Origin of the sequence: Bacillus basilensis (assembly GCF_050630465.1) — a bacterium.
Taxonomy (GTDB): Bacteria; Bacillota; Bacilli; order Bacillales; family Bacillaceae_G; genus Bacillus_A; species Bacillus_A basilensis.
Window position 1 is genome coordinate 199,519 of record NZ_JBNTQO010000005.1, and the last position, 12,648, is coordinate 212,166.

The 12,648-nt window shown below is 36.3% G+C and carries 16 protein-coding genes; 15 read left to right on the forward strand and 1 reads right to left on the reverse strand.

The genetic code is table 11. The features are described from left to right. Window positions 1-275: 275 nt before the first annotated feature. Window positions 276-410, reverse strand: coding sequence for a YpzI family protein (locus ACQVV1_RS12970; RefSeq protein ID WP_000513900.1), 135 nt, complete (start codon window positions 408-410; stop codon window positions 276-278). A 116-nt stretch (window positions 411-526) separates the two neighbouring features. Here ACQVV1_RS12970 and ACQVV1_RS12975 point away from each other — a divergent pair, with 116 nt between their 5' ends. The 15 genes from ACQVV1_RS12975 (at window position 527) to ndk (ending at window position 12,558) form a co-directional block, all read left to right on the forward strand. Continuing rightward, window positions 527-1,138 carry a YphA family membrane protein gene (locus tag ACQVV1_RS12975; protein ID WP_309259911.1) on the forward strand — a complete coding sequence of 204 codons (612 nt, stop codon included), beginning with the start codon at window positions 527-529 and terminating at the stop codon, window positions 1,136-1,138. After that, entirely contained in the window at window positions 1,131-2,024 is an 894-nt protein-coding gene (locus ACQVV1_RS12980; protein WP_063224164.1) for a YIEGIA family protein, read from the forward strand. The genes ACQVV1_RS12975 and ACQVV1_RS12980 overlap by 8 nt, the downstream gene beginning before the upstream one ends. Next, a complete protein-coding gene (locus tag ACQVV1_RS12985) occupies window positions 2,021-2,206 on the forward strand; it encodes a capping complex subunit for YIEGIA (protein ID WP_060630176.1) in 186 nt (61 codons plus the stop codon). Before ACQVV1_RS12980 ends, ACQVV1_RS12985 begins: the two co-directional genes overlap by 4 nt. A 124-nt stretch (window positions 2,207-2,330) precedes the next feature. Then, the gene (gene der, locus ACQVV1_RS12990; RefSeq protein ID WP_060630177.1) at window positions 2,331-3,641 is read left to right on the forward strand and encodes a ribosome biogenesis GTPase Der; all 1,311 of its coding nucleotides are present in this window, start codon (window positions 2,331-2,333) and stop codon (window positions 3,639-3,641) included. Window positions 3,642-3,659: 18 nt separating this feature from the next. Continuing rightward, window positions 3,660-4,682: an NAD(P)H-dependent glycerol-3-phosphate dehydrogenase gene (locus ACQVV1_RS12995; RefSeq protein ID WP_063224163.1), complete on the forward strand. Its 1,023-nt coding sequence runs from the start codon at window positions 3,660-3,662 to the stop codon at window positions 4,680-4,682. Window positions 4,683-4,797: 115 nt separating this feature from the next. After that, window positions 4,798-5,049 (forward strand): stage VI sporulation protein F, encoded by a 252-nt coding sequence (locus ACQVV1_RS13000; protein ID WP_000369753.1) that lies wholly within the window; start codon window positions 4,798-4,800, stop codon window positions 5,047-5,049. A 266-nt stretch (window positions 5,050-5,315) separates the two neighbouring features. Beyond that, on the forward strand, window positions 5,316-5,519 hold the full coding sequence (locus ACQVV1_RS13005) for a DUF2768 domain-containing protein (protein ID WP_001288995.1): 204 nt from the start codon (window positions 5,316-5,318) through the stop codon (window positions 5,517-5,519). 63 nt (window positions 5,520-5,582) lie between these two features. Then, on the forward strand, window positions 5,583-6,296 hold the full coding sequence (locus ACQVV1_RS13010) for a YphF family lipoprotein (protein WP_242251186.1): 714 nt from the start codon (window positions 5,583-5,585) through the stop codon (window positions 6,294-6,296). A 242-nt stretch (window positions 6,297-6,538) separates the two neighbouring features. Continuing rightward, window positions 6,539-8,017, forward strand: a complete 1,479-nt coding sequence (gene spoIVA, locus ACQVV1_RS13015) for a stage IV sporulation protein A (protein ID WP_000416522.1) — start codon at window positions 6,539-6,541, stop codon at window positions 8,015-8,017. A gap of 299 nt (window positions 8,018-8,316) precedes the next feature. Then, entirely contained in the window at window positions 8,317-8,589 is a 273-nt protein-coding gene (locus ACQVV1_RS13020) for an HU family DNA-binding protein (protein WP_001043860.1), read from the forward strand. Between the two features lie 120 nt (window positions 8,590-8,709). Then, window positions 8,710-9,279 (forward strand): GTP cyclohydrolase I FolE, encoded by a 570-nt coding sequence (folE, locus tag ACQVV1_RS13025; RefSeq protein ID WP_001151478.1) that lies wholly within the window; start codon window positions 8,710-8,712, stop codon window positions 9,277-9,279. A 214-nt stretch (window positions 9,280-9,493) separates the two neighbouring features. Next, a complete protein-coding gene (locus ACQVV1_RS13030) occupies window positions 9,494-10,243 on the forward strand; it encodes a heptaprenyl diphosphate synthase component 1 (protein ID WP_431168938.1) in 750 nt (249 codons plus the stop codon). A gap of 29 nt (window positions 10,244-10,272) precedes the next feature. After that, window positions 10,273-10,986 (forward strand): 2-heptaprenyl-1,4-naphthoquinone methyltransferase, encoded by a 714-nt coding sequence (gene menG, locus ACQVV1_RS13035; protein ID WP_098557342.1) that lies wholly within the window; start codon window positions 10,273-10,275, stop codon window positions 10,984-10,986. A gap of 38 nt (window positions 10,987-11,024) precedes the next feature. Continuing rightward, a complete protein-coding gene (hepT, locus tag ACQVV1_RS13040) occupies window positions 11,025-11,987 on the forward strand; it encodes a heptaprenyl diphosphate synthase component II (protein WP_431168939.1) in 963 nt (320 codons plus the stop codon). A gap of 124 nt (window positions 11,988-12,111) precedes the next feature. Further along, window positions 12,112-12,558, forward strand: a complete 447-nt coding sequence (gene ndk / locus ACQVV1_RS13045; protein ID WP_000415885.1) for a nucleoside-diphosphate kinase — start codon at window positions 12,112-12,114, stop codon at window positions 12,556-12,558. Window positions 12,559-12,648 lie beyond the last annotated feature (90 nt).

Consider the following 12,648-nt stretch of genomic DNA (forward strand, 5'->3'; position numbering starts at 1 on the left):
TGAGGAATGGAATTAATATTCTATCAAAATAAAAATAAAATTAAATAATATAGATGTATAAATGTTGAATTATAAAAGTTACGACTGGAAAATGTAGATAATGTATTACTGGATTATTGGATAAGGTTTAATTTGGCCAAGGGAAATAAGTGGAGGAGAAAATTAATCAGTGGAAGATTCGTAAATGAAATATTATTTTGATATAAATAAAAATTATTAAAATAATTATGTAAAAGACGGTTTCGTACAATATCGAAACCGTCTTTTTGTATTCATTAGTGCTGATTTTGTTTTCGAGCTTGCTCTGGCGTATCGAGCCCAGTAGCACCCGGATATTGTAATGATTGGTCACGGTCAGATTCAACGCGGCGTGATTCTCTTAGTTTTCGTTCTTGACGATCTTTACCCATAATGAATTGCACCTCCTTATTAAAAGTGTTGCTGTATTATGAAAAAACTATGCGCGAAGAAAGTGGATTAACTTTCATAAAAAGTTCCCATAATGGAAAACATAGGAGGTGAAATGATGGAAGGGAGTACTTTTTATTTTGTAGCTTGGATAGGGTGGATTATCGTAACTTTTTTTATGAAAAAGGACTCTATTCGGTGGAAGATAAGCGCCTGTATATTGATTTTTATTATTTGCTCTCCGTTACATGTAACGATTGCTTCATTCACGGTATCAGTAAATGCACTTTTACTTTCTGTTGTTGCTTTTATAGGAATCACACTATATTCTATTTGGAAAAAATTATATAGCTTACTTTCGGCGCTTATTATTGCAATGTTATATACAAGTTTTCATTTGTTAGAAGTATATGATCCGATTTGGATTGTGGTGGACAGGTTGTTTTTGTTAAGTGGTGCTCTTGTGTATGCATCGGTTTTATTACACGAGGATCGCATATTACGATTATGTTCTCTTTATATAGGAATGTTGCAGGGAGAATTGTTAGTGACGCTTATTTTTCGAAAGCTACATTTTCCTTACGATTATGGTAGTTTAGCGTTTTTTGATATCGTCGCCGTTTCTACATTTTTCATGGTAATTTTGTTTTGGATGGCAAAAGCATCAGTATATATGGAGCAGTTCAAGAGAAAAACACGTAAAAGGAAGGCGAGGGTAATACATGACTGAATATACACCGGCCATTTTATGCGGCGTAATAGCGGGGACAGTAACAAGATTGCTAATGCTCCGGACAGATACGCGGCAATATCCGACGAGGCTCCATGGGAAAATTATTCACATTGCGATGGGGTTAATTGCAGCGGCCTTAGGAGCAATTGCAATCCCGTCAATTTTGAAAAAAGATTTTTCTGCTATTACGTTTCTTACGTTAGCGGCAACACAGTTTCGTGATGTGCGTAATATGGAAAGAAATACACTCCAACAATTAGATGGATATGAGCTCGTACCACGTGGAAATACATACATTGAAGGAATTGCATTAGTTTTTGAAAGTCGTAACTATTTGGCGATGTTAACGTCGTTTGCAACGACGTTTGCGTATATAGGATTCCGTTCATGGGTTGCTGGAGTAATTATGGCTCTAATCGCATTTTTTATCGCGAAAAAATTAATGTCTGGTAAGAGGTTACATGATCTTGTTGAAATCGAGCATGTTCCGCTTCGTTTTGAAGGGGCGGGACTATATATTGATAATATTTACATTATGAATATTGGATTGCCAGCAAGACAAGAGGAAATTATGAAATATGGAATGGGTTTTATTCTAAAGCCGAAGTCAATTGATGCGATGGTTACAATTGCAAATTTAGGGCAACGACAAGCTATTTTGCACGATGTTTCTGTTGCTTTAGGGATATATAGAGATTCTGGTACACCAGCGCTTGTACCGTTAGCAAAGCGTGATTTAGAGGATGGAAGAGTTGGGATATTTGTCTTGCCACAAGATCAAGATGCAGAGAAAGCGATAGGTGTCATAGGGAATGTGCCGACGTTAGAAAGTGCCGTTCATATGTCATCGGAAGCCCCGAAAGGAAGGGGAGATAAGAGATGATGTTAGAAAGCGTTATTCTCGCAGTTATTACAACGAAACCAGAGAAATTTGGAGGTGGTGCTCCTTTGTTTACTTGTGAGACGACAGAGGAACTAGAATTTGTTGCAAATAATTTAGAGGCTATTTTAGATGGTATTGCGCATCGCTTACAAGAGAATGTATATATTATTGTGAAACATTAGCAACGTGTGGTATAATACGAGGTGTTTTGATACGTTGAGAATTATTCTGGAATGCAAATCCCTTCTTGCACAAAGAAGGGTTTTTTACATAATAAACAGATGTAAGTTGAAAGGATGAAAGTATATGCCGAAACCAGTAATAGCAATAGTAGGCCGCCCGAACGTAGGAAAATCTACTATTTTCAATAGAATTGTTGGAGAAAGAGTTTCAATTGTAGAAGATATACCAGGTATAACGCGAGACCGTATTTATAGTGCGGGAGAATGGTTAAATCATGAATTTAACATTATTGATACAGGTGGAATTGATATTGGAGACGAGCCATTTTTGACACAAATTCGTCAACAGGCGGAAGTAGCGATTGATGAAGCAGATGTTATCATTTTTATGACGAATGGTCGAGATGGTGTAACTGCAGCAGATGAAGAAGTTGCTAAAATTTTATACCGCTCTAAAAAACCAATTGTACTTGCGGTAAATAAGGTTGATAATCCAGAGATGCGTAGTGATATTTATGATTTCTATGCATTAGGATTTGGCGAGCCATTCCCGATTTCAGGTACACACGGTTTAGGACTTGGTGATTTGTTAGATGAAGCTGCAAAGCATTTTCCAAAGATTGAAGAAGAAGCGTATGACGATGAAACAATCCGTTTCTCTTTAATTGGACGTCCAAACGTAGGGAAATCATCACTTGTAAACGCACTTCTTGGTCAAGAACGTGTAATTGTAAGTAATATAGCGGGAACGACACGTGATGCGGTTGATACACCATATAGCAAAGATGGTCAAGATTATGTAATCATCGATACAGCTGGTATGCGTAAAAAAGGGAAAGTATACGAAAGCACAGAAAAATATAGTGTACTTCGTGCACTTAGAGCGATTGAACGTTCTGACGTTGTTTTAGTCGTTTTAGACGGAGAAGAAGGAATTATTGAACAAGATAAAAAAATCGCTGGATATGCTCATGATTCAGGACGTGCTGTTATTATCGTCGTAAACAAATGGGATGCCGTGAAAAAAGATGAAAAAACAATGAAAGCATTTGAAGAAAACATTCGCGCTCATTTCCAATTTTTAGAGTATGCGCCGATTGTATTCTTATCTGCGAAAACGAAAAAACGTACACAAACATTATTACCAGTTATTAATGAAGTAAATGAAAGTCATAGTATCCGTATTCAAACGAACGTATTAAATGATGTAATTATGGATGCGGTAGCGATGAATCCAACGCCGACTCATAATGGTAGCCGTCTGAAAATCTTCTATGCAACACAAGTTGCGGTAAAACCACCAACATTTGTTGTGTTTGTAAACGATACAGAATTAATGCACTTTTCATATGAGCGCTTCTTAAAGAATCGTTTACGTGAAGCGTTCGGTTTTGTAGGAACGCCGATTCACATTATCGCTAGAGCAAGAGACTAATGGAGAGGATGTGATTTTATGACAAAAATCACAGTAGTAGGAGCAGGTAGTTGGGGAACAGCGTTAGCGATGGTATTAGCTGACAATGGACATGATGTACGTATTTGGGGACATCGTACTGAACTTATGGATGAGATTAATACGAAACATGAGAACAGTCGATATCTCCCAGGCATTACATTGCCAAGCACAATCGTAGCCTACTCTTCTTTAGAAGAAGCATTAGTAGATGTAAATGTAGTACTTCTTGTAGTACCAACAAAAGCGTATAGAGAAGTGCTACAAGATATGAAGAAATATGTAGCAGGTCCGACTACTTGGATTCATGCAAGTAAAGGAATTGAACCTGGTACGTCAAAACGTATTTCGGAAGTGATTGAGGAAGAAATTCCAGAGAACTTAATTAAAGATGTTGTTGTACTGTCTGGACCGAGTCATGCTGAAGAAGTCGGCTTACGCCAAGAGACAACTGTTACGTCTGCAGCAAAGCGTATGGAAGCGGCTGAGGAAGTACAAGACTTGTTTATGAATAGCTACTTCCGTGTATACACAAATCCAGATATCGTTGGAGTTGAGCTTGGCGGTGCGTTAAAAAATATTATCGCATTAGCTGCTGGAATAACTGATGGACTTGGATTAGGTGATAATGCAAAAGCAGCATTAATGACACGCGGTTTAACGGAGATTGCTCGTTTAGGAAGAAAAATGGGCGGAAATCCGTTAACGTTTGCTGGTCTAACTGGAATGGGAGACTTAATTGTAACGTGTACAAGTGTTCATAGCCGCAATTGGCGCGCTGGAAATATGCTTGGAAAAGGACACTCTTTAGAAGAAGTGTTAGAAAGTATGGGTATGGTTGTAGAAGGTGTAAGAACAACGAAAGCTGCTCATGAATTAGCAGAGAAAATGGAAGTTGAAATGCCGATTACAGCTGCTTTATATGACGTACTGTTCAATGGGAATAACGTAAAAGATGCGGTAGGCTCATTAATGGGGCGTGTTCGAAAACATGAAGTGGAAGCTATACCTGACTTACTTTAAAGAAGAGCGCCAGAAGTACAATTGTACTTCTGGCGCTTTTTATTTTTTTGGGTCTTTTCACCATTTTTTTATTTTTGCATAGGATGAAGAGTAACTTGAGGAGAGGGTGAAAAGAATGGATAATAACATTTTTAATAACATTGAAAAAGAAGCGAAAGTGAATAAAGAAGATATTTTTAAATTAGCATCATCTGTACAAAATGCGAATTTACGTGATGAGACTGTACTTCGTCAATTGATTCATCAAGTGGCTCTTATGGCAGGACGTGAAGTGCCGAAAGAACAAGAGGATCAAATTGTAAAAGCGATTATTAACAATAATATGCCGGCAGATTTTGGTTCGTTAAGCAAAATGTTTAAAAAATAAATTATGAGAAACAAAGAGTTTGTAGATTGCATATGATAGCCATGAAAGTATGGGAATAGAGCTGTTTTGGGCATATTTGGTCAACCGAAGCGAGGGATACACTCGTTTCGGTTTTTATTTTTATATACATTAATGGAAAATGTGGAAATCCTGTTGATTAAAGTTACATATTAGCAAATTCGTAGTAAAATGTTCTTTTTTTATTTGTTTAAAGATTTTAATTTGTTAAAATAGTATAAAAATAGATAATGAAAAGGGGTGTGTATATGTCGGAAGGGCTTATAAAAATGTGGTTTGCTTTAGGGGCAATTGGATTTATGTTTTTTGCAGTAAGTTTTATTTTACTAAGCAGATATAAAATAAAGAATAAATTTTTGAAAGGGATTACAGCGTTAGTAGCGTACACCCTTATGATTGTTTCAGGAATTGTTATTTTTCTTGTTGTATTTAGTGGACCTGTACAGCAGTAAAGAGGATGGTCCGAAAATGCTACATACGAAGCAAGCTATATTAGTATGAAAAGGTGATTGCTAGTGAAAAAAGTCCATATTATTTTAATATTTTGTTGTATGAGCCTTTTAACAGGGTGTTTGTATCCGAAAGAAAATATGAAACAAAATGCTGTTCCTTATGAAGATCAGCTACAAGTCGTTCAAAAAGCTGTTGCGACATTTAAAGAACAAAATGAGGGGATATTGCCAATTAAGACGCGGGATATGAGTACGCCTATTTATCAAAAGTATCCAATCGATTTTCAAAAGATTGCTCCGCGTTACATACAAGAAGCACCGGGGAATGCATATGAAAGTGGTGGAGTATATCAGTACGTATTAATAGATGTTGAAACGAATCCAACTGTAAAGTTAATTGATGTAAGGATGGCTGAGCAAATTCAGGAATTAACATTGAAACTTAAAATGTACCGTGATGACCATCAATATCCACCTTTTAAAAAAGTAATTTCAGATGGTGTCTATGAATTAGATTTCAAAAAACTAGGATATAAAGATATACCACAAGTAACAAGTCCGTATTCTGGTAAAGGGTTGCCTTTAGTAATCAATGAAAAAGGGGAAGTTTTTGTTGACTATAGAATGGATCTATATGAAGCATTAAAACAAAATGAAGGCCAATTTAAGGAGGGAGAAGATATCCGGAATATACTATCGAAAGATTCTCCATTTGTTCCTGCCTATTCTCTACCGTATACGGTAAAAGACGGAGAACCAATTTTTTTTAAATCATAAGTCATGAACCTTTCTTTTAGCGAATAAGTTCTAGAAGAAAGGTTTTTTATGTTATACAACTTGTGATGCAAACAAACGATATTTTTAAATAGTCATATGAAATTGGACAAAATTATATGATATATTGTCCGAACTTCTAGAATACCATTATATTATATCAGATATTATAGGCAACGTTAGAGAAGGTATTAGTTGACTATAAACGTGGAATTATTCCCAAAAATTTTGAGGGAGGGAATCACTTGGAAAAGGTAGATATTTTTAAAGATATTGCGGAACGCACAGGCGGTGATATTTATTTTGGAGTTGTAGGAGCTGTTCGAACAGGAAAATCAACATTCATTAAAAAATTTATGGAACTTGTAGTTATTCCTAATATTGAGAATGAGTCTGACCGTCAAAGGGCGCAGGATGAACTGCCTCAAAGTGCTGCTGGACGTACAATCATGACGACGGAACCGAAGTTTGTTCCAAACCAAGCGGTTTCTATCGAAGTAGATGAAGGTCTTGAAGTGAATATTCGATTGGTAGATTGCGTCGGATATACGGTTCCGGGAGCAAAAGGCTATGAAGATGAGAATGGCCCTCGCATGATTAATACTCCTTGGTATGAAGAACCTATTCCGTTCCATGAAGCTGCAGAAATCGGAACACGTAAAGTAATTCAGGAACATTCAACAATTGGTGTTGTGATTACAACAGATGGAACGATTGGTGAAATTCCAAGAAGAGATTATATAGAGGCAGAAGAACGCGTAGTAAATGAGTTAAAAGAGGTAGGAAAACCTTTCATTATGATCATTAATACTGTACAGCCGTATCATCCAGATACAGAGCAATTGCGCCAAAGTTTATCTGAAGAATATGATATCCCAGTCATTGCAATGAGTGTTGAAAGTTTAAGAGAAACAGACGTGTACAATGTGCTTCGAGAGGCGTTATTTGAATTCCCTGTTTTAGAAGTGAATGTTAATCTTCCGAGCTGGGTAATGGTGCTAAATGAAGGGCATTGGTTACGCCAAAGTTATCAAGAAGCTGTTCAGGAGACTGTCAAGGATATAAAACGTCTTCGTGATGTGGACCGTGTTGTTTGGCAGTTTAGTCAGTATGAATTTATTGATCGAGCGAGCCTAGCTGGCATTGATATGGGGCAAGGTGTAGCGGAGATTGATTTATATGCACCAGATGAATTATATGATCAAATTTTAAAAGAAGTAGTAGGGGTAGAAATTCGAGGGAAAGATCATTTATTGAAACTTATGCTCGATTTGTCTCATGCGAAAGTAGAATACGATCAAGTGGCGGATGCCCTGCGTATGGTAAAGCAAACAGGATATGGTGTAGCGGCGCCTGCGTTAGCTGATATGAGCTTAGATGAGCCAGAAATTATTCGTCACGGTTCAAGGTTTGGTGTGAAATTAAAAGCTGTAGCTCCGTCTATTCATATGATTAAAGTAGATGTGGAGTCTACGTTTGAGCCAATCATTGGTACGGAAAAGCAAAGTGAAGAACTAGTTCGTTACTTAATGCAAGATTTTGAAGATGACCCATTATCAATTTGGAATTCTGATATATTTGGACGTTCGCTTAGCTCTATTGTTCGAGAAGGTATTCAAGCGAAACTATCTTTAATGCCAGAAAATGCGAGATATAAATTAAAAGAAACGCTAGAAAGAATTATTAATGAAGGATCTGGCGGATTAATTGCGATTATATTATAAGAAAAAAATCCCTCTCATCGTAGAGGGATTTTTTTGATTTTCGCGTATAGAATAGAGAAATAAACAGTCATTATCTAATATATTGTTGTAAATTGTCAAGTTTCATCAGATTTTCACATTTTAAGAGTAACAATTTCCTTAAAAATATTGAATTATAAAGGAGAATCGTATAATATAGGCGTTGATAATGATTTATCTACATCTTTGTAGTATAGAATTTGCAAAAATTGCCTACAAATGAAAGTAAGACTCATTTTATGATCATTATACAGTCTTATCTTTGGGAGGAGGTGAATGGCATGAACAAGACAGATTTAATCAATGCTGTTGCAGAAGCAAGTTCCCTTTCTAAAAAGGACGCAACAAAAGCAGTAGACGCTGTTTTTGATTCTATCTTAGAAGCTTTAAAACAAGGTGATAAAGTACAACTGATCGGATTCGGTAACTTCGAAGTTCGTGAGCGTGCGGCTCGTAAAGGTCGTAACCCACAAACAGGTGAGGAGATTGAAATCGCTGCAAGTAAAGTACCTGCATTCAAACCTGGTAAAGCGTTAAAAGATGCGGTTAAATAATCCTTACATATTAACAGGGAAGAAGAGTTTCCTTTTTGGGAACTCTTCTTTTTGCTTTTAAAAACATAAATATGCTAGAATGTGTTCGTATCACTTTTAGGTTTTCGGGAGGGCTAGCGGATGGCAAAAGTTAATTTAGAACAAATTGAACATGCAGTACGCCTTATTTTAGAGGCAATCGGAGATGATCCAAATCGTGAGGGAGTACTTGATACACCAAAGCGTGTTGCAAAAATGTACGCAGAAGTGTTCGCGGGTATGCACGAAGATCCGAAAGAACATTTGCATAAAGTGTTCGGAGAAGATCACGAGGAGCTTGTATTAGTAAAAGATATACCGTTTTATTCGATGTGTGAGCATCATTTAGTTCCATTCTATGGAGTTGCTCACGTTGCATATATTCCGCAAGGCGGAAAAGTGACAGGATTAAGTAAATTAGCTCGTACTGTAGATACAATTGCACGTCGTCCACAACTGCAAGAACGTATTACATCAACAGTAGCGAACTCTATTATGGAAGTACTAGAGCCGCATGGTGTAATGGTAGTAGTAGAAGCGGAACATATGTGTATGACGATGCGTGGTGTGAAAAAGCCAGGTGCGAAAACAGTAACAACAGCAGTACGTGGTGTGCTAGAAAATGATGCTGCAGCACGTAGTGAAATTTTATCTTTTATTAAAACGAAGTAAAGAAAAGTGGGAAACTGCTTTTCTTTTTTTTTTTTATGTAAATAAATGATATAGTTTTAGTAAGGCAGAGTGAGAATAGAAAGACTACTTAAAAGAATAGAAGATGTTATTTAGTTCGGTGGAAGTTTGGAAAGAGTAGCCAAGTTTTGGTTATAGAAAATAGAATGTATGTGTTATAATAAGTTTTATGAATTAGAAAACAAGGGTGATTTTTGTGTGTGACATCTACGGAGGGTATGCGGGTATAAGAGAGAAATTGATGGAGAAATTACGCCATCCTTATTTTATAAACTATATTGAAGAACCATTTATTGATGAAGAAAAAATAGCATTGTTATACGGTGCTTTAAAAAGTGCAAATTTACATATAGAACAAATTGAGCATTATGTAGTAACGATTATGCTTGTGCAAATTGCGCTTGATACACATGAAAGAGTATCAAATAAAGCAGGAGAAGAAGCAAATGAATCGCATAAACGTCGTCAGCTAACAGTACTTGCTGGTGATTACTATAGCGGGTTATATTATTACTTATTGTCTATGAATCGTGATATTGTTTTAATTCGTGCGCTTGCTGAAGGAATTAAAGAAATTAATGAACACAAAATAATGTTATATCAAAAAGCGCATAAAACGATGGATGACATAATGGAAAGTGTAGTAACAATTGAGTCTGCACTCTTGCAAAAAACATGTGATCATTTTCATTTATCGCATTGGAAGCCGTTTATAACGTATGTACTAGGAAAAAATCGTCTTCAAAAAGAATGTGAACTACATGCTGATAAACAACATTCACCTGTTTTTCAAGCAGTTCAAGGGATTTCGAACGATAAAGCGGATGCAGAAACAGTTATTAATGGATGGAAGTTGGAATTGAGAAAGAAAGAAAATCAATTTTTAGAAAATCACACAGATATAAGCGAAATAAACTCTGTGTTAAGAGATAAATCGAAGACATAAGCAATTTTACATTGGAAGAAGGTACGAGCATGCAACAATCAAAAGAAGAAAGAGTACATGATGTATTTGAGAAAATCTCTGATAAATATGATGTAATGAATTCTGTAATTAGTTTTCAAAGACATAAAGCGTGGCGTAAAGAGACGATGCGTATTATGGATGTAAAACCAGGTAGTAAAGCGCTTGATGTATGCTGCGGGACAGCGGACTGGACAATTGCGCTAGCTGGAGCGGTAGGTGAGCAGGGCAAGGTTGTTGGTTTAGACTTCAGTGAAAATATGTTATCTGTCGGTAAGCAAAAGGTAGAAACGTTACAATTAAAACAAGTAGAACTTCTACATGGGAATGCAATGGAACTTCCATTTGAAGATAACACATTTGATTATGTAACGATTGGGTTTGGTTTACGTAACGTACCGGATTATATGCACGTATTAAAAGAAATGACACGTGTAGTAAAACCAGGTGGAAAAGTAATTTGTTTGGAAACATCTCAACCAACAATGATTGGTTTTCGACAAGGGTATACTTTATACTTTAAATATATCATGCCGTTATTTGGAAAGTTATTTGCGAAAAGTTATAAAGAATATTCATGGCTACAAGAATCTGCTAGTACATTCCCTGGTATGAAAGAATTGGCTAAGATGTTCGAAAAAGCTGGACTTGAACGTGTACAAGTGAAGCCGTTTACTTTTGGGGTAGCAGCGATGCATTTAGGTATGAAACCAGAATCAAAATAGAAAAAAGAAAAAAGAAGTTTTAGGTTAAGGTGAACAATATGAAGTTACAACTTATGTACTCTTTTTTACGATCGGATATTAATGTGATAGAAAAAGAATTAAAAAGAACAGTTGCTTCTGAACAGCCATTAGTAGAAGAGGCGGCATTACAACTTATTGAAGCTGGTGGGAAGCGAATTCGTCCTGTATTTGTGTTGCTTGCGGGGAAATTTGGAGATTATAAGTTAGATGCAATTAAGCATGTAGCTGTTGCGTTAGAACTTATTCATATGGCTTCTCTTGTTCACGATGATGTTATTGATGCTGCATTTTTACGACGTGGTAGCGCAACTGTGAATGCGAAATGGGGAGATCGTATTGCAATGTATACAGGCGATTATCTATTCGCTAAGTCTCTTGAATGTATAACAAATATCGAAATTCCGGAGGCGCATCAGGCGCTATCGCATACCATTTTAGAAGTTTGTAAAGGTGAAATAGAACAAATTAAAGATAAATATAACTATGATCAAAACTTAAGAACGTATTTAAGAAGGATAAAGCGAAAAACAGCGTTATTAATTGCTGCGAGTTGTCAATTAGGAGCAATTGCAGCTGGCGCTAGTCGTGATACGGTAAATCGACTATTTTGGTATGGGTATTTTGTAGGAATGTCGTACCAAATTATTGATGACATTCTAGATTTCGTTTCCACAGAAGAGAAGCTTGGGAAACCTGCTGGCGGAGATTTGTTGCAAGGAAATATTACGCTTCCTGCCCTATACGCTATGGAAGATCCAGTGCTTCGTAAGAAAATCAGATCTGTACACGAAAATACACAAGCAGATGAAATGAAAGAAATTATTGAGGCTGTAAAGAATAGTGATGCTATTGATAAAGCATTTACGTTTAGTGAACGTTATTTACATAAAGCATTAGAAATTATAAAACCACTCCCACGTGGACAAGCGAAGTATGCATTACAAAATGTAGCAAAGTATATTGGAAAACGAAAATTTTAGTGTTTTTTCTAAAAAATAAAATAATCTCTCTATTTCAAAACTATTGCACAATTGTGATAAGGGTGTTAATATGTGTGTGGGGATATACAATTACATACATAATTCAGAAGTGGAGAGATTTTTTATGGAAAAAACATTTCTAATGGTTAAACCAGACGGTGTACAACGTGCCTTCATTGGGGAAATTGTAGCTCGTTTTGAGAAGAAGGGCTTTCAATTAGTTGGTGCAAAATTAATGCAAGTTACTCCGGAAATTGCTGGACAACACTATGCTGAGCACACAGAAAAACCTTTCTTTGGTGAATTAGTAGACTTTATTACATCAGGCCCTGTATTTGCAATGGTATGGCAAGGTGAAGGTGTAGTAGATACAGCTCGTAACATGATGGGTAAAACAAGACCACATGAAGCAGCTCCTGGAACAATTCGTGGAGATTTCGGTGTAACTGTTGCGAAAAACATTATCCATGGTTCTGATTCGTTAGAAAGTGCAGAGCGCGAGATTGCTATTTTCTTTAAAGAAGAAGAATTAGTTGACTACTCAAAATTAATGAATGAATGGATTTACTAATTATTTTGAAATAATTTGTAAACGCTTTAATCACTGTGATAATAGTAAAAAGCGCAAGAAGAATAGGGGTATTCTTCTTGCGCTTTTTTT